Below are 24,118 nucleotides of genomic sequence, written 5' to 3' on the forward strand. Positions count from 1 at the left end.
CCTCGCAGGGAAGGGTGTCTGCGATACGCGCGACAAGGACGGTGGTCATCGCTCACTCCTTCCGGTCTCGGCCCGCTCGACGCGGGTGCTGGTCGCCATGCTGGGCGACGGATGCCGCGGAGCCGCGGCCGCGCACGAGCATACGCCCGCGCCACGCCATCCGTAAAGAGCCGGCAGGGGCCTTTGGTCCCCGGTCCGCGGCGGCCCGCATGCTCGGATGGGCGCCATGGCAACCTCAACGCCAGGGCCCGATGCGGCCGCGGCCCCCGAGAGCGGCGCGTTCAACAGGAGGCTCGCCATCCTGCTCGCGATGGCGATGTTCGTGCTCGTCGTCGACACGTCGATCATGAACGTCTCGATCTCGGCCGTCGTGCGCGACCTCGACACGACCGCCAGCGGGGTGCAGGGCGCGATCGCGCTCGAGGCGCTGGTCTCGGCCGCGTTCATCCTCATCGGCGGCAAGACCGGCGACCTGATCGGACGCAAGCTCGCGTACGTCCTGGGCCTGCTCGGGTACGCGATCGGCGCGATCGCGATGACGCTCGCGCAGGGCCTGACGGCCATCATCGTCTTCTGGGCGATCATCGGCGGCATCGGCGCCTCGCTCCTGCTGCCGTCGATGCAGTCGCTCATCCACGGCAACTTCGCGGGCGCCCACCAGAAGCGGGTGTACGCGCTCGTCGGTGCGTCGGCCGCGATCGCCGCCGCGGTCGGCCCCCTCATCGGCGGGTTCATCACCACCTTCCTGTCGTGGCGGGTCGGGTTCCTCCTCGAGGCCGTGATCATCGCGATCGTGCTGTCCGGCATCCGCCTGGTGAAGGACGTGCCGTACACGGGCTCGCGCGCGGTGGACTGGGTGGGCGCGGCGCTGTCGGTCGTCGGCATGGGCGGGATCGTGCTCGGCATCCTCGTCTGGCAGGAGGGCGGCGAATGGGTCGGCCTCATCATCGGCATCGGGGCGATCGCCATGGCCGGACTCGTCTGGTGGCTGCGCAGCCGGAAGCAGCGCCGCCGCGCCACGCTCATCGATCCGGCGCTCTTCGAGTCGAGGCTGTTCCGCGCCGGCGTAAGCGGGCAACTGCTGCAGCAGGTCGCCCTCGGCGGCACGATGATCGTGCTGCCGCTCTACCTGCAGCTCGTGCTCGAGTACAACGCGCTCTGGGCGGGCCTCTCGATCGCCCCCCTCTCGCTCACCATGTTCGTGGTGGCGCTGCTCGCCGGGCGGCGAGGGCTCGGCCGGCCGGCCAACGTGATCCTCTGGGGATTCATCCTGCTCCTGGCTGGGCTCGTCGTGCTGGTCCCGATCGTCCCCCGCGCGGACTCCGGCTGGTGGCTGACGATCCCGCTCGTGATCTCGGGATCCGGGCTCGGCCTGCTCGTCTCGCAGCTCAACAACTACACGCTGTCGCCGATCTCCGACGAGCGCGTGAGCGAGGCGGCGGGCGTGAACTCGGCGGCCGGCTCGTTCGGCCTGTCGTTCGGCCTCGCCTTCGCCGGTGCGATCATGCTCGCCACGCTCGCGTTCACGTTCACCGCGAAGGCCGACGCGAGCACCGTGCTCTCACCCGAGGAGCAGCAGCAGGTGGCGTCGGTCCTCGAGGAGGACGCCGAGCTGATGTCGAACACGGGGCTCGAGGAGCTCCTCGCCGACGAGCCGGCCGCGGTGCAGGAGGAGATCATCGCGATCAACACCGAGTCGCGGCCGATCGCCCTGCAGGTCGCGCTCGGCATCCCGATCCTGGCCGGGCTGCTCGGGCTGCTCAATGCGCTGCGGATGCGACGCCTGCCCGATCCGAAGCCGTCGGCGGCCGCCGAGGGCGTGCTCGGGGGATAGCTCGCTCAGGGCGTGGCGGCGGCGACCGCCTCGTCCTCCTCGGTCGCGACGAGCTGCCCGCAGGCGCCGTCGATCTCCTTGCCTCGCGTATCGCGGATGGTGGTGGGGATGCCCGCGGCCGTGAGGCGCCGCACGAACTCCTGCTGCACGTCGAGTTCAGACGCGGTCCAGATGGAGCCGGGCGTCGGATTCAGCGGGATCGGGTTGACGTGCACCCAACCGTGGCCGCGCTCGTTGAGCTTCTCGGCGAGCAGGTCGGCGCGCCATCCGTGGTCGTTCATGTCCTTGATGAGCGCGTACTCGATCGAGACGCGGCGACCGGTCTTCTCGAAGTACTCGCGCGCGGCGTCGAGCGCCTCGTCGACCTTCCAGCGCGAGTTCACCGGGATGAGCTCGTCGCGCAGGCCGTCGTCGGGTGCGTGCAGGCTGAGCGCGAACGTGACCGGCACGTGCTCGTCGGCGAGCTTGCGGATGGCGGGCACGAGGCCGACCGTCGAGACGGTGATGTTGCGCGCCGACATGCCGAGGCCGTTCGGTGCGGGCGCGGCCATGGTGCGCACGGCGCGCATGAGGCGGGCGTAGTTCGCGAGCGGCTCGCCCATGCCCATGAACACGATGTTCGAGACGCGTTCGGGCGTGCCGTCGTCGGCGCGCTTGCCGTGCAGGGCGCCCGACGCGATGACGCGGTTCGCCTCGACGACCTGAGCGAGGATCTCGGCGGCCGACATGTTGCGCGTGAGGCCCGCCTGCCCGGTCGCGCAGAACGGGCAGTTCATGCCGCAGCCGGCCTGGCTCGACACGCACAGCGTGATGCGGCCGGGGTAGCGCATGAGCACCGACTCGACCAGCGCGCCGTCGTGCAGCTTCCAGAGGAACTTGATGGTGTCGCCGCGGTCGGTCTCGAGGCGGCGCACCTCGGTCAGCAGGGGCGGCAGCAGCCCGGCGACGAGCACCTCACGGCCGGAGGCCGGGAGGTCGGTCATCTCGGCGGGGTCGCTGGTCCAACGCGTGAACCAGTGGCGCGCGACCTGCTTGAGCCGGAACGCGGGCACGCCGAGCTCCTCGGCCCTCGCCTTCCACTCCTCGGGCGCGAGATCGGCGAGGTGCGCCGGTGGCTTGCCGCGCTTGGGCGACGCGAACTGGAGCAGCGGGCGCCCGTCGGGGCCCTTCTGCTGCTGCCATCCCTCGGTCTTCGGCCGCACCTGTCGGGGCTTCGTCGAGCGGATGTCGCTCGCGCGCGTCTCGCGCACCGCGCCGCCGTTCGGCGTCCCCGCAGTCTCCGCGGGGCGTGCGGGAGTCTCGGGCGCATCGATCGGCATGTCCCCTAGGGTACGCGCGGGCGCCCGAGCATCCGCTGGATGCCCGGCGCCCAGCCCTGGGTGCGCCGCCCATTCTGGCCGAGTTGCCGCTTCCGCCGGACTCGGCTCTCGTCCACCCGGCGGAAGTGGCATCTCGATGCTCCGGGCGGTCGAGGGCGCTGCTGCACATCTCGCCGAGTTGCCGCTTCCGCCGGAGTCGTCTCTCGTCCACCCGGCGGAACTGGCACCTCGGATCGGACCCGGTCAGCTGACGGGGCGGACCCACCCGGCGTAGGCCGGCACGCTGACGAACGTGATGGTGCCGCCGGCGACGATCGCCGTCGGCGTGATCCCGTTCGCGGCGTCGGGCTGGCCCGCGTAAGCGCCCGGCACCGGGTCGTCGGTGCGGGTGTAGCCGCCCTCGGCGAGCGCGTCGGTCCAGGCCGCCTCGTCGGGACCGATCGGCGCCTGGGCGACGGCGACGACGAGATCGGTCTGCGGCCGGCCCCACGAGCAGGTGAGCCCGCCCGCGTCGGCGATCCGCACCTCGATCGGGTCGAACGGCGTGAACGGCGTGGGCTCGAGACCGTCGGCCTCGAGCTTGGCGTAGGCCTCGGGTGTCAGGAGGGTGTCGCAGGTCGCCCCGATGGCGGGCGCCTGGCTCGGGCCTGCATTCGGCGTCTCGGACGCCGAGGCGGGGGGCGACGGGCTCGGTTCGGCGGTGTCGGATGGCGCGGGGGCGCCTGCAGTGCAGGCGGAGAGACCGAGCGCGAGCGCGATCAGGAGCGGGGTCGCCGCAGCGTTGCGGCGCAGGGTTCGTCGGGTCATGGGGGAACGCTAACGCGGGCCCTCCGGCGTGCCGCCGCATCGCGGCAACGGCACGCCGGGGACCGCCGATCATTGCGGCGTCAGCATCAGATCCAGTCGGGGCCCGGCTTCCCTTCGCCCAGCCAGACTTCGAAGAACTCCTCGAGATCCGCTCCCGACACCTCTTCGAACACCGCCTGGAAGTCATCGGCCGACCCTGTCGAGTCGTTGTGCCGCTCCAGCCACAGGCGCGTCGCGTCGAAGAACGCCTCGTCGCCGACCTCGAGCCGCAGTGCGTGCAGCGTGGCGGCGCCGCGATCGTAGACGGGGTCGAGGAAGAGCCCGAGCGGTCCGGGATCGCCGATGGGGGTCTCCCAGAACTCGTCGTCGGCCGGGATCGAAACCACCTCGTCGAAGGCCTCCTGAGCGGTGCGGATGTCTCGCTGCTCGTTCCACAGCCAGGTGGCGTAGGTCGCCCAGCCCTCGTTGAGCCAGATGTCCTGCCACCGCTCGGGGCTCACGGCGTTGCCGAACCACTGATGGGCCAGCTCGTGCGCGACGGTACCCTCCACGGCCTGACCCGAGTAGACCGGGCGAGTCTGCGTCTCGAGTGCGTAGCCGACGCTGTCGTTGTCGACGATCGAGCCGTACGCCACGAACGGGTATGGTCCGAACGTCGACTCGAAGAAGTCGATCATGGCCACCTGCCGAGCGAGGCTCGCGTTCGTCGTGGCGAGTCGCGCTGCGGTGAGCTTCGTGTCGACCGCGTCGAGGATCGGCACCCCACTGGTCGAGGAGTACGCCGATCGAAGGTCGAAGTCGCCGACCGACGCCGTCGTCAGGTAGCTCGCCTGCTGATCGGGCGCGTCCCAGAACCACGTGGTCCAGCCGCCCTCGCTGACCGGGGCGCCGGCCGGGATGCCGTTCGCGACTGCGACCTTGCCTTCGGGCACCGTGATCTCGAACGAGTAGGTCGCCTTGTCGGTCTGGTGGTCGCTGACCGGGTACCAGGTCATCGAGCCCTCGGGCTCGCTCGCGACCAGCGCGCCATCCCGCGTGGTCACCCAGCCGTAGAGGAAGCCCTCGATGTCCCGCGGCCTGGTCGTCGCGCCGCCGTACTCGACGACCACCTGCACGGCGTCGCCCGCCTTGATCTTGGGTCGCGGCTGGACCGTGAGCTCCCAGACGCGCGCCGCGTCATCCTGCACCTGCCAGTACGCGGCGCCCTCGACCTCGACGCCGGCTGCGGGCGGTGCGACCTCGGCGGCCGGCTTGCCGTTCACCGTCAGAGACGAGACATCCATGCCCCGCAGGTCGAGGTTGAACCGGTCGAGATCCTGGGTCGCGACGAGGTCGATCGTCGCGACGCTCGTGAACTGACCCTGGAGTGGCGCAGGCGCAGGCGCGGGCGGGGTGTAGGTGATGTCGAGGTCGTAGTGCTGCACGTCGTAGCCGCCGTTGCCGGCGAACGGGAAGTACGCGTCCCCGACGCCCGCCGCGCCCGCGGTGTAGCGCGGCCCGGCATCATCGGGACCCTTTCCGCCCGGGGCCGCCGACGCGGCCGACGCACCCAGTGCGCCGAGCGCCACCACCATGGCGGTCGCGCCGCCGATCACCCTCGTCCTATTGCGGATCATGGTCTCCCTCTCACGCCGGTGGCTGAACCCTACGGCGGGCGCACGTGATCACGGAAGACCGCGAAGCGCTGATCCGCGCACGAATCCTGCGTCTTCGCTCCGCCCCGGGCCGAGTTGCCCATTCCGCCGGGTATGGCGCTCGTCGACCCGGCGGAACCGGCACCTCGTTCGTCACGAGCGGATGCCACCCCACCCCCTCGCCCGCAGTGCGCGCTCGAGCTGATCGAGCGCCCGCGGCAGGGGCAGCATCCGGCCGACGCGGACCACGATCCATCCGGCGGCGGCGAGGTCGTTGAGCCGCTCGACGTCACGATGGAACTGCGCGTCGTCGTCACGGTGCTGCTCGCCGTCGTACTCGAGCAGCACACGGTACTGCCGGAAGACGAGGTCGCCGGGCGTCGTGCGGCCTCCGGCGAGCTCGATGGGCGTGTTGAGCTCGGGCTTGGGGAACCCCGCACGGAGCACGCGCAGTCGGAGCCGGGTCTCCCGGCGCGACGCGGACCCGGGCCTGAGGTCGGCTCGTGCCGCCCGAAGGCGGATCACGCCTCGCCGTGAACCGAATCGTTCGATCGCGGCGTCGATCGCCTCGAGAGTGGTGAGGGGCTTCGGCCAACCCACGAGACGGTCGCCCGCCGCGACGAGGTCGTCGTGCGACAGGCTGGTCGCGAGCTGGCACCAGGCATCGGGCGCCGCCACGACCGGAAGTCCGCTCGTGCGGGCGACGCCGATGCCCTTGCCCAGCCGATGACCGATCACGCCGACCACGCGCGGTTGCCTCAGCGGCGCCGGCGCCGAGACGTGGAGCGGTAGCAGGACCTCGTCGGGAAGCGGCAGTCCCCACAGCCGTGCGGCGGTCGCGTGGCTGAAGACGTGCCTTCGAGGCATCCGCTGCGCGTATGCGCCACACAGGTCGAACACGGTCGCGGGGCCTGCCGGCAACCGAACGCCCCGAAACGGAGCGTCGAGGTCCGACGCGCCGAGCCCGTCCGCGCGTGACCCCGAGCTTCAGGGCTCGGGCAGTGCGGAACGGGCGGCCGGCGAGCCGGGGCGGCAGGGGTGTCGCGCGCATGTTCGAGATCGTGCGTCGCGGCGCCGCCAACCCCGCGCCACGAGTGCCTCGAGATCGACATACGCCCCGTTCGCCGACGTGTGGAGGACGAGTCAGCTGAACCCACCCCGGATCGAGTTGCCGGATTCGCGGTGTCCCGGGCTCTGGCACCCGGCGAAAGTGGCAACTCGGCGAAGGGGGAGGGCGGAGAGGGCAGGCAAGGGTCACGGAAATGAGGAGCAGGGTGTGAACCGGGAATGCTGAGAGCCCGCCGTGAGTTGAGTCGAGTGCACTCAAGTTCTGCCTCGCCGACTTGACACCCGTCACGGCGGATTGGGACACTTGAGCGGCCGGGACTCAAGTTCCGGCCGCCATGAACTTCGGTCGCGGGCGGGAACCGCCGGACCGATCGCCGGGAGCGGCATCCGCGAACCTCCTGGCAGAAGGAGAATCACACATGTCACGTGCAGTCGGAATCGACCTCGGCACCACCAACTCGGTCGTCAGCGTCCTCGAGGGCGGCGAGCCCGTCGTCATCGCGAACGCCGAGGGCTTCCGCACCACCCCGTCGGTGGTCGCGTTCACGAAGGACGGCGAGGTGCTCGTCGGCGAGACCGCCAAGCGCCAGGCGGTGACCAACGTCGACCGCACCATCGCGTCGGTCAAGCGCCACATGGGCACCGACTGGAAGCGCGAGATCGACGGCAAGCAGTACACGGCGCAGGAGATCTCGGCCCGCATCCTGCAGAAGCTCAAGCGCGACGCCGAGCAGTACCTCGGCGACACCGTGACCGACGCGGTCATCACCGTGCCCGCGTACTTCAACGACGCCGAGCGCCAGGCGACCAAGGAGGCCGGCGAGATCGCGGGCCTGAACGTCCTGCGCATCATCAACGAGCCCACCGCGGCCGCGCTGGCGTACGGCCTCGACAAGGGCAAGGAGGACGAGCTGATCCTCGTCTTCGACCTCGGCGGCGGCACGTTCGACGTCTCACTCCTCGAGGTGGGCAAGGACGACGACTTCTCGACCATCCAGGTCCGCGCGACCGCGGGCGACAACCGCCTGGGCGGCGACGACTGGGACCAGCGGATCGTCGACCACCTCATCAAGCGCTTCAAGGACACGACGGGGGTCGACGTCTCCAAGGACAAGATCGCCCTCCAGCGCCTGAAGGAGGCCGCCGAGCAGGCCAAGAAGGAGCTCTCGTCGAGCATGTCGACGAGCATCCAGCTGCCCTACCTCTCGCTCACCGAGTCGGGCCCGGCCAACCTCGACGAGACGCTCACGCGCGCCCAGTTCGAGAACATGACCTCCGACCTGCTCGACCGCACCAAGAAGCCCTTCGAGGACGTCATCCGCGAGGCGGGCATCAAGGTGTCCGACATCGCGCACGTCGTGCTCGTCGGCGGCTCGACGCGCATGCCGGCCGTCTCCGAGCTCGTCAAGCAGGAGACGGGCGGCAAGGAGCCCAACAAGGGCGTGAACCCCGACGAGGTCGTCGCCGTGGGCGCCGCCCTGCAGGCGGGCGTCCTCAAGGGCGAGCGCAAGGACGTGCTGCTCATCGACGTCACCCCCCTGAGCCTCGGCATCGAGACCAAGGGCGGCATCATGACCAAGCTCATCGAGCGCAACACGGCCATCCCGACCAAGCGCAGCGAGACCTTCACGACCGCCGACGACAACCAGCCGTCGGTCGCGATCCAGGTGTTCCAGGGCGAGCGCGAGTTCACTCGCGACAACAAGCCGCTCGGCACGTTCGAGCTGACCGGCATCGCCCCGGCGCCCCGCGGCATCCCGCAGATCGAGGTCACCTTCGACATCGACGCGAACGGCATCGTGCACGTGTCGGCCCGCGACAAGGGCACCGGCAAGGAGCAGTCGATGACGATCACGGGCGGCTCGAGCCTGCCGAAGGACGACATCGAGCGGATGGTGCGCGACGCCGAGGAGCACGCGGCGGAAGACAAGAAGCGCCGCGAGTCGGCCGAGACCCGCAACCAGGCCGAGCAGCTCGTGTACTCGATCGAGAAGCTGATCAAGGAGAACGACGAGAAGCTCCCGGCCGACGTCAAGAACGAGGTGCAGGGCGACGTCGACGCGCTGAAGACCGCTCTCGCGGGCGACGACGACGACGCGGTGAAGTCGGCGTTCGACAAGCTCAACCAGTCGCAGGGCAAGCTCGGCGAGGCGATCTACGCCCAGGGTCAGAGCCAGACGGCGGATGCCACGGCAGGCGCCAACCCCGGAGAGGACGCGAACGCGTCGGGCGCCGAGGGCGCGTCGTCCTCCGATGAGGACGTGGTCGACGCCGAGGTCATCGACGACGAGGACGAGAAGAAGTAATCATGTCGGATGAGAACCAGAACCACGAGGAGCCGGTGATCCGCGACAAGCGGCGCATCGACCCCGAGACCGGCGAGGTTCGGAAGCCGACCGAGGGGGCGGGTGAGCAGCCCGCCCCCGAGGCGGCGCCCGAGGCGACGGATGCCGCGGCATCCGCGTCGACCGACGCCGTCGCCGAGGCCGACGCCGACGAGGAGGTGCTCACCGTCGACGACATCCTGAACGCGGCCCAGGCCGAGGTCCAGGAGCCGAGCGACGAGCACCTCGCCGACCTCAAGCGCGTCACCGCCGAGTACGCGAACTACCGCAAGCGCACCGAGGCGAATCGCGAGGTCGAGCGCGAGCGCGCGGTCGGCGCGGCGGTGGCCGTGCTGCTGCCCGTGCTCGACGACCTCGACCGGGCCGAGAAGCACGGCGACCTCGAGGGCGACGCCCCATTCGCGACGATCGCGGCGAAGCTCCGGGGGGCCGTCGAGAAGCTCGGACTCGTGCCCTTCGGCGAGGTCGGCGAGCCGTTCGACCCGCAGCGCCACGAGGCGATCTTCCAGCAGCACTCCGACGAGGTCGAGACCGACACCGTCGCCGATGTCGTCGAGACGGGCTACACGCTCGGCGGCACGCTGCTGCGAGCGGCGAAGGTCGTCGTCAAGACGCCGGCGTAGCGGCATCCGTCACCACCCGCCGGTGGTCGAGTAGCGCGGGTCATGGTACAGGCCGTCGGCCCTACTCGACCACCGGACGGACCGCACTAGATTCAGCAGGAAGGAGGCGCCGATGGCCAGCCAGGATTGGTTCGACAAGGACTTCTACGCGATCCTCGGCGTCTCCAAGGACGCGAGCGACGCCGACATCAAGAAGGCCTACCGCAAGCTCGCGCGCAAGTACCACCCCGACCAGAACCCCGGCGACGCCGCGTCCGAGGCGAAGTTCAAGGAGATCAGCGAGGCCCACTCGGTGCTCGCCGACCCGGAGGAGCGGAAGGAGTACGACGCGGTCCGCGCCATGGGCGGCGGCGCTCGCTTCACCGCGCCCGGCGGTGGTGGGGGCGGGTTCGAGGACGTCTTCGGCGGCATGTTCGGCGGGCCGGGCGGCACGCGCTACACGTACCAGCAGGGCGGGCAGTACGACGACCTGCTCGGCGGCCTGTTCGGCGGTGGCCGGTTCGGGCAGCCCACGGGCGGCTACCGCGGCTTCGGCGGGCCGACCAAGGGGCGCGACGTGACCGCGACGACCACGCTCGACTTCGTCACCGCGACCAAGGGCGACCGGATCACGCTGCAGACGTCCGAGGGTCGCGAGATCACCGTGAACGTGCCCGCGGGCGTCGCCGACGGCCAGAAGATCCGCCTGCGCGGCAAGGGCCATCCCTCGCCCGACGGCGGCGAGGCCGGTGACATCGTGCTCACGGTGAAGGTGCGCAAGCACCCGGTGTTCGAGCGCGACGGGCTCAACCTCCGCGTCAACGTGCCCGTCACGTTCGCCGAGGCCGCCCTCGGCGCGACCATCCAGGTCCCCACGCTCGGCGGCGAGCCCGTCAAGCTGCGCGTCGCGCCCGGTACGCCGAGCGGGCGCGTGCTGCGCGTCAAGGGCCGCGGCGTGTCGTCCTCGAAGGGCACGGGCGACCTCCTCGCGGTCGTGCAGGTGGCGGTTCCGTCGCACCTCTCGAAGGAGGCCGAGGAGAAGCTGCGCGAGTTCGCCTCGCAACTGCCCGCCGAGAACCCGCGCGACGACCTGCTCGCCAAGGCTCGAGGCGCGTGATGCACGTCGACGGCGAGAGCCCACTGTTCGTGATCTCGGTCGCGGCCGAGCTCGCCGGGATGCACCCGCAGACGCTCCGCCAGTACGACCGCATGGGCCTGGTCTCGCCGAAGCGCACGGCCGGCAAGTCGCGACGCTACACGATGCGGGATGTCGCCCAGCTCCGCGAGATCCAGCAGCTCTCCAGCGAAGGCGTGAGCCTCGAGGGCATCCGCCGGGTGCTCGGCCTCGAGAACGAGGTGACCGAGCTCCGCGCACGCGTACGCGAGCTCGAGCGCGCGCTCGCCGACGAGATGCTCAATCGCCCCGGACGCCGCGTGTTCGCGGCCGGCAGCGAGGGCGAGGTCGTCTCGCTGCGCGCCGGCACGCGCGTGCGTCGCGAGAACGCGCTCGTCGTGTGGCGTCCGCTCGAGCGCGGGTGAGCCCCGCGGTCGGCGACGCGAGATTATACGGACCCGGTGCCCTCTTGTCCTCCTTTTGACCGAAAGCGGCCATCGCGCGCACAATGGCCACTGGCCCATCGGGCCGGGGGAGGATGACGTGCACGGAGATCAGCGCGGGTTGCGTGAGCTGCGCCGTGCCGCAGCGCGCGGCGAGATCATCGCCGAGTACCAGGCGCAGGTCGACGCGCAGGATGGCCGCACCGTGGCCGTCGAGGCCCTGAGCCGGTGGCGCCATCCGGAGCGCGGGGTGCTCGGACCGCAGCACTTCATCCCGATGGCCGAGGAGACCCGGTCGATGGACACCGTCGGCGACGCCATGATCCAAGCGGCGTGCCGGTACGGCGCCGAGCTGGCCGGTTCGGGCCGACCGCTCGAAGTGGCCGTGAATGTCGCCGCCGTCCAGCTCGAGCAGCCGCGGTTCGCCGAGCGGGTGCTCGACCGGCTCATGCGCGCCGGCCACCTCGCACGCCTGCTGACCCTGGAACTCACGGAATCGCGGCCCTCGCCGGCGACGGCCCGCGGCACGCTCGATCGGGTGCGCGCGCACGGCATCGGGGTGTCCCTCGACGACGTGCGCACCCTCGAGGAGGCCGAGTTCCGTACGGGTGCCCTGCCGATCACCGAGCTGAAGGTGGACCGGTCGGTGATCGAGCGGCTCCCGGACGACGAGCGCGTCGCCGCTCGCCTGGTGCGCTTCGCCCGCGAGCGTGGCCTGCGCGCGGTCGCCGAGGGCGTGGAGACCGAGCGGCAGTGGGAGGCCGTGCGGAAGCTCGGCTTCGATCGCGCACAGGGATTCCTCTTCGGTCGGCCGACCGCGCCCGAACGGATGACCGCCCGCCTCCGGGCGGAGGCGGGCGGTCCGGCTCAGAGCGAGCTGTAGGGGTCCTCGAACGTCTCGTCGGCGTCGTGCCCGTCGCCCGACGCCGACCCGCCGGCCTCGCCGATGTCGAGCTGCGCCCATGTCACCGGCATGCCCGGTGAGAAGAGGATGTCGATCCCGGGCCCACCCCTGAGGGGCGGGATGGTGACGTACCCTCCGCCGCTCTGCACCGCGGCGAGGATCTGCGCGCGCAACTCGTCGATCGGGTCGGGCAGGAAGTAGTCCTTGCCATCGACCGTCAGTCGGTGGATCTTCACAGGGAGGCTCCGTTCTCTCGTGTCCGTCGTGCGTCTCGACTCGTCACGCTGGAACCGCTTCCGTGGGTTCCGGCATCCAGTGCAGCCCGGCTCGGCTGTTGGCGCTGTCCATCAGGATCTCGAGCCATGCGCGGTTGAGCTTCGGCGGGCGATTGCCGCTGAATCGGAAGTGGACCTGCGCCGAGGGGCTGATCCAGATGGCGCTCCGGCCGCTGCCGCGCTCCATCCCGTGACTCCAGGTGAACATGAACTGCTCACCGCGCTGCAGCTTCGCCGCGATGACGAACTGCAGGTGTGCGAGCGTGCGATCCTCGATCTCGAACTCCGAGATCCGCGGTCCGTAGGTCAGCATTCCCATAGCGTTCCTCCTCCTGTCCGTTTCGAGGTCATCGTGCCGGTGCGGCGACCGGCTCGGCGACCAGTCGCAGCCCGCCGGCCGAGTTCGCCGCCTTCGTCAGAACATCCACCCACTGCGGGTTCAGCTCCGACGGCTCGGCCTGGTCGAACTGGAAGGTCATCGGGATGGTGGGGCTGCACCAGACCGAGGTCCGGGGCGGCGACACCTCCTCGTCGACCCAGGTGAATGCGAAGTGCTCGCCTCGTCGCAGCTTGGACCAGATCACCACCTGCAGGTGCGCCAGCGTCCGGTCGTCGAACGTCGCAGTGAGCTTCGAGTTGTATTCCAGTGTTCCCATGTCGCCTCCTTTCCTCGGGAACGGAACGGGTGCCGCCACGCGGCGCGATCGGACGAGCCGATCGGCCCGCGCAGCGTTCGGCTACGCCGTCACCGACGTGACGCGATCGCGACCCTGCCGCTTCGAGGCGTACATCGCCTCGTCGGCCAGCCGCAGCAATCGGTCGACTTCGGGTGGATCCCGCCCGTCGTCGGGCATCCAGGTCGCCACGCCGATGCTCGCGGCGACCGCGTATCTCGGCGGGACGCTGGTCAACGGCTGACCCACCTCGAACCTGAACCGCTCGGCGATGACCCCGGCGGCCTCGGCATCGGCGTTCTCGCACACGATGACGAACTCGTCGCCGCCGTACCTGGCGACGGCGTCGGACGCGCGCGCCACCTGGCGCAGCCGGTCGGCCACCTCGACGAGCACCTGGTCGCCGATCCGATGGCCGAGTGCGTCGTTGATCGGCTTGAAGCCGTCGAGGTCGATGAACACGAGCGAGAGCGGACGTCGGTCGCGCTGCGCGCCCGCCAGCGCCGCATCGAGTCGTTCGCCCAGGAGCTTGCGATTCGCCAAGCCCGTGAGCTGGTCGTGCAGGGCCCGGTGGGCCAGTTCCTCCTGGAGTCGCACGCGTCGCAGCACCTGGGCCGCCTGTCGCGCCAACGTCGCATGGATGCCACGGGTCTCGGTATCGAAGACCTGGTCGCGTCCGTAGAAGCAGATGACGACCCCGTGCGCTCCAGAGTCGCCGCGCAGCGGGGCGATGCTGAGGGCCGCGAGCCGCTGCTCCTGCAGGGCGACGTCGAGGTCGGGTCGGATGCTTCCGGCCTGGTCGAGGCTCGACACGGTGACGACCTCGTCGCCCTCGATGGCCTGCGCCGTGAGGTCCATGAGGCCGGCCGAGATGAGCGGATCGATCTGGACGCCGTCGGCGATCAGCTCCCGCCCGCCGTGTTCGTCCTCGAACAGGACGGCGGCGCCGGCGGCGAGCAGGCCGGTGCGGGCGGCGGAGATGAGGGCCTCGCCGAGCTCATGCGCGTTCATCGCGAGGCCGAAGGCGCTCGAGGCGTCCTGCAGAACCCGGACGCGGGCTTCGGACGCCTCGGCCTGTCGGCGCGCGACGAGGAGCTGCCGCTCGTAGTCCTGACGCTCCGTCGCGTCGAAGATCGCCGTGCGGACCTCCTCGGGACGGCCGTTCCGCTCGGGCACGATGACTGCGTTGACGAGCACGGGCAGGTCGCGGCCATCGGCGCACCGGATCGACAGCGAGACCTCTCGGACCTCGCCGGCCAGCCGGAGCACGGTGGCGTATCGCGCTTCGTAGAAGAGCTGCCCGGCCGGAGTCAACAGGTCGACGAACGACGTGCAGAGGAGGTCGTCCTCGGAGTGTCCCGTCCAGGCGGCGAGCGTCCGGTTCGCGCGCGTGATGACGCCGTCGGGGGTGGTCGTGAGGTATCCGCAGGGGGCGCCGTGGAAGAGCTCGGCGTACGACTCGTGGAGTTCGTCCTCGCCGCTTCCGAGGGGCGGCGGGCTCGATGGGATGGTCATCGCAGGAACGCCTCGATCTCGTCGGCGAGCTCGTCGGGCGCGGACACGTTCGGGCAGTGGCCCGTGGCCGCGAGCTGCAAGAAACGGCTTCCGGGGATGTGCTCGTGCACGTACCGGCCCACCGCGATGGGGGCGATCACGTCGTCGGAGCATTGGAGCACCAACGTGGGAACCGTCACCTGCTCGAGGTCGCGGCGATTGTCGGAGAGGAAGGTCACCCGGGCGAACTGGCTCGCGATGCGCGGGTCGATGCTGCAGAAGCTCGCGGTCAGCTGCGCTCCGAGCTCGGGGCGGTCGGCGTGGCCCATGATGAGCGGTGCCATCGACGCGGACCATCCGAGGTAGTTGGCGTCGAGCGCGTCGAGCAGGCCCTCGATGTCCTCGCGGCGGAAGCCCCCGGTGTACCCGTCGTCGTCGATGTACCGCGGCGAGGGCCCGACCAGCACGAGAGCCCCGAATCGCGAGGCGTCGACGTTGGCGGCGAGCACGCCCACCATGGCCGCGACGGAGTGCCCGACGAAGACGACGTCGTGCAGGTCGAGCGACTCGAGGATCTCGAGGAGGTCGTCGGCGTACCCGTGGAGCGAGTCGTACTTCGCCGGATCGTACGCGGCGGGATCGGAGCTGCCGGAGCCGACGGCGTCGAACAGGACGACCCGGTGATCGGCTTCGAACCGCGGCGCGACGGCCTGCCACATCTCCTGGCTGCAGCCGAAGCCGTGTGCGAACAGGATCGGCCGGCCGGCGGGGTCGCCGGACACCGTCACGTTGTTGCGTCGCAGCACGTCGACCCGGGAATCGGGGGAGGTGAGGCTCATGCGGCTCCTGGTCCGTGGGGATTCGGCGTCGTGGGGGAGGACGTGGGATCCTTGGCGGACCGATTCGAACCTATCTCGGATGCCGCGCCGGTCCCATTCTGGGGCCCCGCGTCAAGGGGGGTTGACGAGGGCGTTCAGAGCATGAAAAATGCGGGGCGCTCGCGGTCTCCCTCCGAAGATCGATCGTCTCAGGGATGCGCCGCCGATCGGGACCGACCCCCATGAGGGGGATGCCGCGTCATCCGGCACGGTGCGACCACGGGGCATCCGCTCTCGCACCTGACCGGAGGAGGCCGGAGTGGTCGAGTCGATCGAGCAGGTGGACGCCGTGGTGGTGGGCTCGGGCTTCGGCGGGTCCGTCTCGGCCGATCGCCTCGCCGAGGCCGGGCACTCGGTCGTGCTCATGGAGCGCGGTCGCGACTACCCGCCGGGCGGATTCGCGCGCACGCCGACGGAGTTCGGCGAGAACTTCTGGGCGCCGGGCGAGGGGCTGTACGGCCTGTTCGAGACGTGGAGCTTCCGCGGCCTCGAGGGCGTCGTGTCGTCGGGGCTCGGAGGCGGCTCGCTGATCTACGCCAACGTGCTGCTGCGCAAGGATCCGGAATGGTTCGTGCACGACTCGCCGCTGCCCGGCGGCGGGTACGAGAACTGGCCGATCAGCCGCGAGGACCTCGACCCGCACTACGACCGCGTAGAGGACATGCTCGACGCGACGCCGTACCCGTACCCCGACACGCCGAAGACCGAGGCGTTCGAGCTGGGCGCCGAGGCTGCGGGGCACCACGTGTTCCGGCCGCCGATCGCGGTCACGTTCGCCGACGCCGAGGGGCACGTCGGCCCGTTCCTGCCGATCGCGCCGAAGCCGTACGGCAACATCCACGGGCGCGCGCGATTCACGTGCTCGCAGTGCGGCGAGTGCGACATCGGCTGCAACTACGGCGCGAAGAACTCGCTCGACCACACGTACGTGTCGGCGGCCGCCCACCACGGCGCCGACGTGCGGAGGCTGCACGAGGTGAAGGCCGTGCGGCCCGTCGACGGCGCCTGGGAGGTGCGGTACCGTGCGCACCGACCCGGTGAGGGGCCGCCGACCGACGGCGTGATCCGCGCCCACCGCGTCGTGCTCGCCGCCGGCACGTTCGGGTCGACCTACCTGCTGCTGCGCAACCGGGCCTCGCTGCGCAACCTCTCCCCGGCCCTCGGCACGCGGTTCTGCGGCAACGGCGACCTCATCGGGTTCCTGATGGGCGCGAAGGAGCAGATCGACAGGGTCGCCCGCGCTCGCCGCATCGCGGGCAGCCGCGGGCCCGTCATCACGAGCTCGATCCGCATCGGCGACCGCCTCGACGGGGACGGCAGCACCGGTCGCGGATACTACGTGCAGGAGGCCGGCTACCCGGGCTTCCTCAACTGGCTGCTCGAGACGGCGCAGCTGAAGTCGGTGGTCTCGCGTTCCACTCGCGTCGCGCTCACCATGCTCGCCAAGCGACTGAGCCTCGCGGGCGAGTCGAACATCTCGGCCGACCTCGCCCACGTGCTCGGGCACACCGCGCTCTCGACGAGTTCGCTGCCCGTGCTCGGCATGGGCCGCGACGTGCCCGACGGCAGGATGTACCTCGACCGCGGCCGGCTGGCGATCGACTGGACGACCGCGACCTCGCTCGAGTACTTCGGCGCCATGCGCAAGACGATGTCCGACTTCGCGACGACGCTCGGCGCGAGGTACGTCGACAACCCGCTCTGGCTGGCCAAGCGGGTGGTCACGGTGCACCCGCTCGGCGGCGCGCCGATGGGCCGCAACGAGTTCGAGGGCGTGGTGGACCCGTGGGGCGAGGTGTACGGCCATCCCGGGCTGTCGGTCGTCGACGGTTCGGCCATGCCCGGACCCGTCGGGCCCAATCCGGCGCTCACCATCGCCGCGTTCGCCGACCGCGCCGCCGACCGCATGATCGACGCCTGGCCGGCGGGGCGCCGCCGCGGCACCCGACGGCCGGCCGCCGGGAAGACCGCCGTCGCGCCATCCGCCACTGCGAAGGGAACGCGAATGGATGCCGCGCCCGCCGGTGATCGCGCTGAGAGGACGCGCACCGAGACCCCCACCTCCGTCGCGTTCACCGAGCAGATGAAGGGCTTCTTCCTGCTCGGCGAGGGCGACCCCCGCTCCGCGGCGAAGGATGCGCGCGTGCGCGACGAGCGCATGATGTTCGAGCTCACCATCACCGCGCCCGACATCGACGCGTTCGTCGATGGCGAGGCGCACGAGGGCATCGCGACGGGCTACCTTCAGTCCGACGCGCTCGGCGGCCGGCAAGAGGTCGAACGCGGATGGTTCAACCTCTTCGTCGCCTCGGATCGCGGCGAGGAACGGCTCATGAAGTACCGCCTGTGGCTCACGACCGACGCGGGATCGCCGATCACGTTCGTGGGGTGCAAGGAGGTCCGCGACGACCCGGGCTTCGACCTCTGGGAGGACACGACGACCCTGTTCGTGCAGGTGCTCGACGGCCATGTGCCTCCCCCGGCGGATGTCGCGGCGACGGGCCTGCTCGACGCGGCCGACCCGTCGGTGCTCGGCGCGGGGGTCCTGCGCATCCTGCCCGTCGACTTCGCCGAGCAGCTCACGACGTTCACGACGACCGGGCCGGACGGCGCGCAGGCGATCGCGCGCTTCGGGTCGCTGTTCCTCGGGCGGCTGTGGTCGACCTACGGGCGGCTCGCGAGGGAGGACGCATGAGCGGCGGCGGCGCAGCGACATCCGCCACCGGACTGCCCCAGCCGGTACCTGCGCGCACGACACGCGACGACCACCGCACCGAGCACGTCCCGTTCCGCGCGCTCGACGGGCAGTGGCTCACGATGCTGCACGTCGAGAACCCCGCGATCACGCCGACCCGCGGCCCGGTGCTGCTGGTGCACGGCGCGGGCGTGCGCGCCGAGATCTTCCTACCGCCGCTGCGGCGCACGCTGGTCGACGCGCTCATCGACGACGGCTTCGACGTGTGGATGCTGAACTGGCGCGCGTCGATCGACCTCGAGCCGGTCGCGTGGACGCTCGACGACGCGGCTGCGTACGACTACCCGGCTGCGATCGCGCTGGTCCGCGAGCGAACGGGCGCCGAGACCGTGAAGGCGTTCGTGCACTGCCAGGGGTCGACCTCGTTCACGATGGCGGCGATCTCGGGGCTGCTGCCCGACGTGTCGACGATCGTGACCAACGCCGTGTCGCTGCATCCGGTGCTGCCCCTCGGTTCGCGCGCGAAGATCCTCGGCCTCGCGCCGGCGATCAGCCGCATCTCGCCGGTGCTGTCGCCGAAGTGGGGCTACAAGTCCGAGGGGCCGTTCGCGCGCGCGCTGCGCACGGGCGTCGTCGCGGTGCATCCCGAGTGCGACAACCCGGTGTGCGCGATGGTGAGCTTCACGTACGGCAGCGGCCATCCGGCGCTGTGGGCCCACCGCAACATCGACGCGGCCACGCACGACTGGATCACCGGCGAGTTCGCGGGCGCACCCATGACGTTCTTCCTGCAGATGCGCGAGTGCGTCAAAGCCGGCCATCTCGTGCCGGCGGGCACCGCGCCCGGCATCCTGCCGGTGCTGACCGTGCCGCCGCGCACCGAGGCGCGCTTCGCGTTCATCGCCGGCGAGGACAACCGGTGCTTCCTGCCCGAGAGCCAGCAGCTGAGCTACGAGCACTTCGAGCGGATGGCGCCCGGCCGCCATGCCCTGCACCGGATCCCCGGGTACGGGCACCTCGACGTGATCTTCGGCGCCGACGCGTGGCGCGACACGCACCCGATCATCGTCGACGAGCTGCGCCGCTGAGTGCGAGCCAGTGGATGGAGCGAGTGAGCGCGAAACTCACCGGGAGGCGGTGACGTCGAGCAGTTGGGACAGCTCGCCGAGCGCGCCGGGCACGAGCTTGTAGTACGCCCACGTGCCGCGCTTGCTGCGGGTGAGGAACCCGGCCTCCATGAGGATCTTCAGGTGGTGCGACACGGTCGGCTGGCTGAGCCCGACGGGGTCGATGAGGTCGCACACGCAGGCCTCTTCGCCGTCGGATGCCGCGACGATCGACACGAGCCGGAGCCGCGTGGGGTCGGCCAGCGCCTTCAGCTTGCGAGCGAGGACGTCGGCCTGCTCGGGCTCGATGGTCTCGCGGGTGAGCGGCGCGCAGCAGACCGCAGCCTCGGGCTCGACCATCGGGAGCAGGTTCACCGTCATGCGAGCCATCCTACCCGAATATTGACAAACTTCGATGAATTGGGCACACTCAATATCGAAGTTCATCAATGGATGTGCCACAGCGAGGAGCAGCCCGACATGACCCTGGTCGATCTCACCGTCCGCAGCCTGCAGGAGCGCCGGCTCGACACCCTGCCCGTCGCCATCGTCGGCGCTGGGCCGATCGGGCTCGCGGCCGCCGCCAACCTGGTCGAACGCGGCATCGACTTCGTGGTCTACGAGGCCGGCGACGAGATCGCCGGCAGCATCCGGCAGTGGGGGCACACGCGGCTGTTCTCGCCGTGGAAGCACGTCGTCGACCCGGCATCGCGCCGGCTGCTCGAGGCCACGGGCTGGGAAGTGCCCGCCCCCGACTCGCTCCCGACCGGCACCGAGCTGGTCGAGCAGTACCTCGAGCCGCTCGCCGCACTCGAGCCGATCGCCTCGCGCATCCGCACGGGCGTCACCGTCGACGCGATCACCCGCCGGGGCATGGACCGTACGCGTACCGCGAACCGCGCCTCTACGCCCTTCCTCCTCCGCACCCACTCGGCCGACGGCGTCCAGGAGACGACCGCGCGCGCGGTCATCGACGCCTCCGGCACGTACGAGCAGCCCAACAGCCTGGCGTCGTCAGGCCTCGACCCGCTCGGGCTCGCCGAGGTCGCCGATCGGGTCGCCCACGCCCTGCCCGACGTGCTCGGCCGCGAGCGCGCGCGCTTCGCCGGCCGTCACACGACCGTCGTGGGCGCCGGGCACTCCGCCGCGAACACGCTGCTCGCCCTCGCCGAGCTCGCCGAGCAGGAGCCGGGCACGCGCGTCACCTGGCTCATCCGGAACGCCCGTGCCATCCGTGTCACCACGTCGGAGGACGACGAGCTCGCCGCTCGCGCCGATATCGGCCGACGGGTCGACGCGCTCGTGCACGCCGGCCGGATCCAGCTGGTCGACGGGTTCGAGATCGCCCGGCTCGGTCGCACCGACGGGGGCGTCCGCCTGTACGGGCTCCGCGGCGGCGACCTCGTCGAGCACGAGACCGACCTCGTCGTCAACGCGACCGGCTTCCGCCCGAACCTCGACATGCTCCGCGAGATCCGCCTCGAGCTCGACGACATCGTCGAGGCGCCCAGGCGCCTCGCTCCGCTCATCGACCCCAACGTGCACACGTGCGGCACGGTCGAGCCCCACGGCTTCGCCGAGCTCGAGCACCCCGAGCAGGGCTTCTTCCTCACCGGGATGAAGAGCTACGGCCGCGCGCCGACGTTCCTGCTCGCGACCGGGTACGAGCAGGTCCGTTCCATCACCGCGTGGATCGCCGGCGACCTCGACGCGGCGCGCAAGGTCGAGCTGGTGCTGCCCGCGACGGGCGTCTGCTCGACGAGCCTGGCGGCGGATGGCGCGTCCGTCAGCTCGTGCGCGACCGACGCCGGTGCCGGCCCCGCTGCCGCGGCTTCCGGCGCTGCCCCGTCGAGCTGCTGCGGCTGAGCGATCCGGTCGCGGCGAGCACGCGAACGGGAGTTCGTAGGACGAGCCAGGCGCCGTAGGACGAGGACCGCTTCGTCGGACGTGATCGCCGGGGTTCGTCCTGCATTCCGGCTGTCGTCCTGCATTCCGGCTGTCGTCCTACATTCCGGTTCACGCGCGAGCGCGGGACGAGGCCGGCAGGATCTCGGCGAGCAGCCCTTCGACGTGCGCCCGGATCTCATCGCGCACGCGGCGCACGCCGTCGAGGTCGAGCTCGGCCGGGTCCTCGAGGTGCCAGTCGAGGTACCGCTTGCCGGGGTAGACCGGGCAGGCGTCGCCGCAGCCCATCGTGATGACGGCGTCGGCGGCGCGCACGACGTCGTCGGTCAGCGGCTTGGGGAACTCGTCGCCGAGGTCGATGCCCGACTCGGCCATGACCGACACGACCGACGGCAGGATGTCGCCGCCCGGCAGCGACCCGGCCGAGCGCACGTGCACGCGGCCCGCGCCGAGCTCGCGCATGAGCGCGGCCGCCATCTGCGACCGGCCCGAGTTCTGCACGCAGACGAACAGCACCTCGGGCACCGCCTTCGGGATGACGCCCTTGGACTGCGCGAGCGCGGTGAGGCGCTCGTTCGCGAACCGGGCGGCGAGGCTCGGCAGGTGCACGGTGATCCTCGCGCTGCGCAGGAGCGCGGCGTAGGACTCGAAGACGACGCGCTCGACGGTCTCGGCGTTGACGATGCCGTCGAAGCGGGCGGCGAGATGCTCGGCGTTGCGCAGCAGCACGGCGTGCGGATCGTCGAGGGCGAGCTGGCCGTCGCGCGTGCTCATGCCCGCGCAGCCTCGGGCAGGATCTCGCCGAGCAGCTCCTCGACGCGGCGGCGGATCTCGTCGCGGATGGGGCGGACCGCCTCGATGCCCTGGCCGGCCGGGTCGTCGAGCTCCCAGTCCTCGTACCGCTTGCCGGGGAAGATGGGGCAGGCGTCGCCGCAGCCCATCGTGATGACCACGTCGGAGTCCTTCACGGCCTCGGTGGTCAGCACCTTCGGCGTGTTGCCGGCGATGTCGATGCCCTCCTCGGCCATGGCCTGCACCGCGACGGGATTGATCTCGTCCTTCGGCGCGGACCCGGCCGAGAGGACCTCGACGCGGTCGGCGCCGAGCTCGCGCAGGTAGCCTGCGGCCATCTGCGAGCGGCCGGCGTTGTGCACGCAGACGAACAGGACGGTGGGCTTGTCGGACATGGCGACCTCTCTCGCGGGTTCTTCCAAAGCATAGATCAAGATCTATGTGATGGCCATGCGGATGCCGACGGGTTCAGCAGGTGTTCACCTCGCCGGCTGCCGGCCGCCGTCCTCAGGCCAGTTCTGCAAGCAGTCCCCGCACGCGCCCGTCGATATCGTCGCGGATGTCGCGCACGCGCGCCGCCGGCTGTCCCACCGGGTCGTCGAGCTCCCAGTCGAGGTATCGCTTCCCCGGATACACCGGGCATGCGTCGCCGCACCCCATCGTGATCACCACGTCGGCGGCGCGCACGACCTCGTCGGTCAGCGGCTTCGGGAACTCGCCGCCCACGGGCACGCCGATCTCGTCGAGCGCGCTCACGATGGCGGGACTCACCTCGCTGGCCGGTTGCGACCCGGCCGTGCGCACGTGCACCCGCGCGCCCGCGAGGTGACGCAGGATCGCCGCGGCCATCTGCGACCGGCCCGCGTTCTGCACGCACACGAAGAGCACCTCGGGCGTCGCGTCGAGCTCCGCCCGCTGGGAGGCGAGCGCCGAGAGGCGCTCCGCGGCGAAGCCGGCCGTCCGCGAGGCAAGTCGAGGCGAGCCCGCCGCATGCCCGGAGACGAGCTCGAGGCTTTCGCGCACGTACCGTTCGACGGTCTCGCGGCCGAAGGTGCCGGCGAAACGCTGCGCGAGGTCGTCGACGATCCGGTGCGCGACGGCGTCGTCGGGCGGCGCGGCCCGGGGTGTGCCGAGCACGCCCTGCACCCGCTCGACGTGTGCCGGCGCGATCGAGTACCACGCTCGTCGCCCGTCGGGCGTTCGCTCGAGCACCCCTTGGTCGTGGAGCGCCTTGGCGTGGTGCGAGACCGTCGGCTGGCGCAGTCCGAGCTCGTCGGCGAGCGCGGTGACCGTGGCGCGACCCTCCGGGCTCGCAAGGATGAGCGCGAGCATGCGGGCCCGCGTCGGATCGGCGATCAGCGCGAGACCGCCGGCCGTGCCATCCGACCCGTCCTTGCCCATAGATGTCAGTCTATGGGTGTGCCGCTGCCCGCCGGGCGCGGATCAACGTCCCCACGCCGACGCGGGCGCCGCCACGACGGGCACGGGCGAGGTCGACCACCACGCGCCGTTGCCGTAGTGGCTCTCGGCCCAGGGGGACGCCCAGATCGCGCGCGCCGTGACCTCGGCCGACGTTCCCGCCTCGAGTCCGGCGACGATGTCGACGTAGAACGACCGCTTCTTCAGGTTGGATGCCGCGTACTCCGCCGCGTCGACGAGGTTCGCGTAGCTGCCGAGCCCGCTGCCGCCGCCCGATCCGTAGCCGTTGTTCATCGGGTTGTTGCGGTTCCACCAGTTGTCGGGGCCGTTCTCCTCGCGCATCCACTGCACCATGAGGGTCACGTTCTCGTCGGTCACCGGCCAGTCGCCGAAGACGAGCACGAGCTTGGCCCAGTCGTAGTTGGTGCCGGATGCCACGAGCGTGTCGGGCCCGGTCGCGGCCGAGTAGCCCTCGCGCGAGACTCCGGCCGTCGTGATGTCCCCGTCGACCGCGACCTCCTGCACCGCGCCGGCGAAGGGGGAGAGCGCGGCGACGGCCGGATCGGCGACGGCGACCGACGGACGGGGGAGCGGGGCGAGCGCCACGGTGGCGAGCAGCCCGGCGACGGCGATGGTCGCGGCGAGCGCGACGACGCTGCGGCGCCGGGCCGGGCGCGGACCGGGTTCGCGATCCGGGCGCAGTGAGCGCGACGGGCTCGCCGACGGCGCCGCGTGCGCACGCGACGAGCGCCGTGCGGTCGACCTGATCGCCGCGCGGCGCTCCCCCTGAAACTGCGCCGAATGTCGCAT

General features: G+C 71.1%; 23 protein-coding genes. 9 read left to right on the top strand and 14 right to left on the bottom strand.

All coding sequences use genetic code 11. The features are described from left to right. Nucleotides 1-226: 226 nt before the first annotated feature. Nucleotides 227-1,834, top strand: a complete 1,608-nt coding sequence (locus ACZ4TW_RS03460; protein WP_465540145.1) for an MFS transporter — start codon at nt 227-229, stop codon at nt 1,832-1,834. Between the two features lie 5 nt (nt 1,835-1,839). Here the strand turns inward: ACZ4TW_RS03460 and rlmN are convergent, their stop codons facing one another. The 4 genes from rlmN to ACZ4TW_RS03480 form a co-directional block, all read right to left on the bottom strand. Further along, nucleotides 1,840-3,153 carry a dual-specificity RNA methyltransferase RlmN gene (gene rlmN, locus ACZ4TW_RS03465; protein WP_465540146.1) on the bottom strand — a complete coding sequence of 438 codons (1,314 nt, stop codon included), beginning with the start codon at nt 3,151-3,153 and terminating at the stop codon, nt 1,840-1,842. A 243-nt stretch (nt 3,154-3,396) separates the two neighbouring features. After that, nucleotides 3,397-3,960 (bottom strand): hypothetical protein, encoded by a 564-nt coding sequence (locus ACZ4TW_RS03470; RefSeq protein WP_465540148.1) that lies wholly within the window; start codon nt 3,958-3,960, stop codon nt 3,397-3,399. A gap of 86 nt (nt 3,961-4,046) precedes the next feature. Next, nucleotides 4,047-5,576, bottom strand: a complete 1,530-nt coding sequence (locus ACZ4TW_RS03475) for a M1 family metallopeptidase (protein ID WP_465540150.1) — start codon at nt 5,574-5,576, stop codon at nt 4,047-4,049. 171 nt (nt 5,577-5,747) lie between these two features. Then, entirely contained in the window at nt 5,748-6,461 is a 714-nt protein-coding gene (locus ACZ4TW_RS03480) for a hypothetical protein (protein WP_465540152.1), read from the bottom strand. A 620-nt stretch (nt 6,462-7,081) separates the two neighbouring features. Here ACZ4TW_RS03480 and dnaK point away from each other — a divergent pair. From dnaK to ACZ4TW_RS03505, 5 genes are all read left to right on the top strand, one after another. Further along, on the top strand, nt 7,082-8,968 hold the full coding sequence (gene dnaK, locus ACZ4TW_RS03485) for a molecular chaperone DnaK (protein ID WP_465540154.1): 1,887 nt from the start codon (nt 7,082-7,084) through the stop codon (nt 8,966-8,968). 2 nt (nt 8,969-8,970) lie between these two features. Next, nucleotides 8,971-9,630 carry a nucleotide exchange factor GrpE gene (locus ACZ4TW_RS03490; protein WP_465540156.1) on the top strand — a complete coding sequence of 220 codons (660 nt, stop codon included), beginning with the start codon at nt 8,971-8,973 and terminating at the stop codon, nt 9,628-9,630. 112 nt (nt 9,631-9,742) lie between these two features. Then, entirely contained in the window at nt 9,743-10,726 is a 984-nt protein-coding gene (locus tag ACZ4TW_RS03495) for a DnaJ C-terminal domain-containing protein (protein ID WP_465540158.1), read from the top strand. Continuing rightward, entirely contained in the window at nt 10,726-11,148 is a 423-nt protein-coding gene (locus tag ACZ4TW_RS03500) for a heat shock protein transcriptional repressor HspR (protein WP_465540263.1), read from the top strand. The genes ACZ4TW_RS03495 and ACZ4TW_RS03500 overlap by 1 nt, the downstream gene beginning before the upstream one ends. Before the next feature lie 118 nt (nt 11,149-11,266). Continuing rightward, nucleotides 11,267-12,049: an EAL domain-containing protein gene (locus ACZ4TW_RS03505; protein ID WP_465540160.1), complete on the top strand. Its 783-nt coding sequence runs from the start codon at nt 11,267-11,269 to the stop codon at nt 12,047-12,049. On the opposite strand, the gene ACZ4TW_RS03510 is transcribed toward ACZ4TW_RS03505, so the two are convergent. The 5 genes from ACZ4TW_RS03510 to ACZ4TW_RS03530 form a co-directional block, all read right to left on the bottom strand. Beyond that, complete coding sequence (locus ACZ4TW_RS03510) at nt 12,034-12,306, bottom strand: hypothetical protein (protein ID WP_465540162.1); 273 nt, start codon at nt 12,304-12,306, stop codon at nt 12,034-12,036. The two genes, ACZ4TW_RS03505 and ACZ4TW_RS03510, sit on opposite strands and share 16 nt — an antisense overlap. Before the next feature lie 43 nt (nt 12,307-12,349). Beyond that, entirely contained in the window at nt 12,350-12,664 is a 315-nt protein-coding gene (locus ACZ4TW_RS03515) for a DUF7882 family protein (RefSeq protein ID WP_465540163.1), read from the bottom strand. 28 nt (nt 12,665-12,692) lie between these two features. Further along, nucleotides 12,693-13,001: a DUF7882 family protein gene (locus ACZ4TW_RS03520; RefSeq protein WP_465540165.1), complete on the bottom strand. Its 309-nt coding sequence runs from the start codon at nt 12,999-13,001 to the stop codon at nt 12,693-12,695. Between the two features lie 81 nt (nt 13,002-13,082). Next, the gene (locus tag ACZ4TW_RS03525; RefSeq protein WP_465540168.1) at nt 13,083-14,534 is read right to left on the bottom strand and encodes a sensor domain-containing protein; all 1,452 of its coding nucleotides are present in this window, start codon (nt 14,532-14,534) and stop codon (nt 13,083-13,085) included. Beyond that, nucleotides 14,531-15,352, bottom strand: a complete 822-nt coding sequence (locus tag ACZ4TW_RS03530) for an alpha/beta fold hydrolase (protein ID WP_465540169.1) — start codon at nt 15,350-15,352, stop codon at nt 14,531-14,533. Before ACZ4TW_RS03530 ends, ACZ4TW_RS03525 begins: the two co-directional genes overlap by 4 nt. 298 nt (nt 15,353-15,650) lie before the next feature. Here ACZ4TW_RS03530 and ACZ4TW_RS03535 point away from each other — a divergent pair, with 298 nt between their 5' ends. Continuing rightward, nucleotides 15,651-18,086 (top strand): GMC oxidoreductase, encoded by a 2,436-nt coding sequence (locus tag ACZ4TW_RS03535; protein ID WP_465540171.1) that lies wholly within the window; start codon nt 15,651-15,653, stop codon nt 18,084-18,086. Further along, complete coding sequence (locus ACZ4TW_RS03540; protein ID WP_465540172.1) at nt 18,083-19,174, top strand: esterase; 1,092 nt, start codon at nt 18,083-18,085, stop codon at nt 19,172-19,174. Before ACZ4TW_RS03535 ends, ACZ4TW_RS03540 begins: the two co-directional genes overlap by 4 nt. A 36-nt stretch (nt 19,175-19,210) precedes the next feature. Here ACZ4TW_RS03540 and ACZ4TW_RS03545 read toward each other — a convergent pair whose 3' ends face one another. Beyond that, complete coding sequence (locus ACZ4TW_RS03545) at nt 19,211-19,573, bottom strand: metalloregulator ArsR/SmtB family transcription factor (RefSeq protein WP_465540175.1); 363 nt, start codon at nt 19,571-19,573, stop codon at nt 19,211-19,213. A 99-nt stretch (nt 19,574-19,672) separates the two neighbouring features. Here ACZ4TW_RS03545 and ACZ4TW_RS03550 point away from each other — a divergent pair, with 99 nt between their 5' ends. Then, nucleotides 19,673-21,058 carry an NAD(P)-binding domain-containing protein gene (locus tag ACZ4TW_RS03550; protein WP_465540177.1) on the top strand — a complete coding sequence of 462 codons (1,386 nt, stop codon included), beginning with the start codon at nt 19,673-19,675 and terminating at the stop codon, nt 21,056-21,058. Nucleotides 21,059-21,208: 150 nt separating this feature from the next. Here the strand turns inward: ACZ4TW_RS03550 and ACZ4TW_RS03555 are convergent, their stop codons facing one another. From ACZ4TW_RS03555 to ACZ4TW_RS03570, 4 genes are all read right to left on the bottom strand, one after another. Next, the gene (locus tag ACZ4TW_RS03555; protein ID WP_465540179.1) at nt 21,209-21,871 is read right to left on the bottom strand and encodes an arsenate reductase ArsC; all 663 of its coding nucleotides are present in this window, start codon (nt 21,869-21,871) and stop codon (nt 21,209-21,211) included. Further along, nucleotides 21,868-22,284 carry an arsenate reductase ArsC gene (locus tag ACZ4TW_RS03560; protein ID WP_465540180.1) on the bottom strand — a complete coding sequence of 139 codons (417 nt, stop codon included), beginning with the start codon at nt 22,282-22,284 and terminating at the stop codon, nt 21,868-21,870. The genes ACZ4TW_RS03555 and ACZ4TW_RS03560 overlap by 4 nt, the downstream gene beginning before the upstream one ends. A gap of 112 nt (nt 22,285-22,396) precedes the next feature. Further along, nucleotides 22,397-23,290 carry a metalloregulator ArsR/SmtB family transcription factor gene (locus ACZ4TW_RS03565; protein WP_465540182.1) on the bottom strand — a complete coding sequence of 298 codons (894 nt, stop codon included), beginning with the start codon at nt 23,288-23,290 and terminating at the stop codon, nt 22,397-22,399. Between the two features lie 42 nt (nt 23,291-23,332). Then, nucleotides 23,333-24,118, bottom strand: a complete 786-nt coding sequence (locus tag ACZ4TW_RS03570; RefSeq protein WP_465540184.1) for a hypothetical protein — start codon at nt 24,116-24,118, stop codon at nt 23,333-23,335.

This window comes from Agromyces sp. NPDC029043, assembly GCF_055564615.1.

Coding starts and splice junctions, on each gene's coding strand:
- ACZ4TW_RS03490 (WP_465540156.1), top strand. CDS start 8,971: ATGTCGGATGAGAACCAGAACCACGAGGAGCCGGTGATCCGCGACAAG.
- ACZ4TW_RS03555 (WP_465540179.1), bottom strand. CDS start 21,871: ATGAGCACGCGCGACGGCCAGCTCGCCCTCGACGATCCGCACGCCGTG.
- ACZ4TW_RS03480 (WP_465540152.1), bottom strand. CDS start 6,461: ATGCCTCGAAGGCACGTCTTCAGCCACGCGACCGCCGCACGGCTGTGG.
- ACZ4TW_RS03470 (WP_465540148.1), bottom strand. CDS start 3,960: ATGACCCGACGAACCCTGCGCCGCAACGCTGCGGCGACCCCGCTCCTG.
- ACZ4TW_RS03495 (WP_465540158.1), top strand. CDS start 9,743: ATGGCCAGCCAGGATTGGTTCGACAAGGACTTCTACGCGATCCTCGGC.
- ACZ4TW_RS03525 (WP_465540168.1), bottom strand. CDS start 14,534: ATGACCATCCCATCGAGCCCGCCGCCCCTCGGAAGCGGCGAGGACGAA.
- dnaK (WP_465540154.1), top strand. CDS start 7,082: ATGTCACGTGCAGTCGGAATCGACCTCGGCACCACCAACTCGGTCGTC.
- ACZ4TW_RS03570 (WP_465540184.1), bottom strand. CDS start 24,118: ATGCGACATTCGGCGCAGTTTCAGGGGGAGCGCCGCGCGGCGATCAGG.
- ACZ4TW_RS03520 (WP_465540165.1), bottom strand. CDS start 13,001: ATGGGAACACTGGAATACAACTCGAAGCTCACTGCGACGTTCGACGAC.
- ACZ4TW_RS03560 (WP_465540180.1), bottom strand. CDS start 22,284: ATGTCCGACAAGCCCACCGTCCTGTTCGTCTGCGTGCACAACGCCGGC.
- ACZ4TW_RS03530 (WP_465540169.1), bottom strand. CDS start 15,352: ATGAGCCTCACCTCCCCCGATTCCCGGGTCGACGTGCTGCGACGCAAC.
- rlmN (WP_465540146.1), bottom strand. CDS start 3,153: ATGCCGATCGATGCGCCCGAGACTCCCGCACGCCCCGCGGAGACTGCG.
- ACZ4TW_RS03550 (WP_465540177.1), top strand. CDS start 19,673: ATGACCCTGGTCGATCTCACCGTCCGCAGCCTGCAGGAGCGCCGGCTC.
- ACZ4TW_RS03475 (WP_465540150.1), bottom strand. CDS start 5,576: ATGATCCGCAATAGGACGAGGGTGATCGGCGGCGCGACCGCCATGGTG.
- ACZ4TW_RS03565 (WP_465540182.1), bottom strand. CDS start 23,290: ATGGGCAAGGACGGGTCGGATGGCACGGCCGGCGGTCTCGCGCTGATC.
- ACZ4TW_RS03540 (WP_465540172.1), top strand. CDS start 18,083: ATGAGCGGCGGCGGCGCAGCGACATCCGCCACCGGACTGCCCCAGCCG.
- ACZ4TW_RS03545 (WP_465540175.1), bottom strand. CDS start 19,573: ATGACGGTGAACCTGCTCCCGATGGTCGAGCCCGAGGCTGCGGTCTGC.
- ACZ4TW_RS03515 (WP_465540163.1), bottom strand. CDS start 12,664: ATGGGAATGCTGACCTACGGACCGCGGATCTCGGAGTTCGAGATCGAG.
- ACZ4TW_RS03460 (WP_465540145.1), top strand. CDS start 227: ATGGCAACCTCAACGCCAGGGCCCGATGCGGCCGCGGCCCCCGAGAGC.
- ACZ4TW_RS03500 (WP_465540263.1), top strand. CDS start 10,726: ATGCACGTCGACGGCGAGAGCCCACTGTTCGTGATCTCGGTCGCGGCC.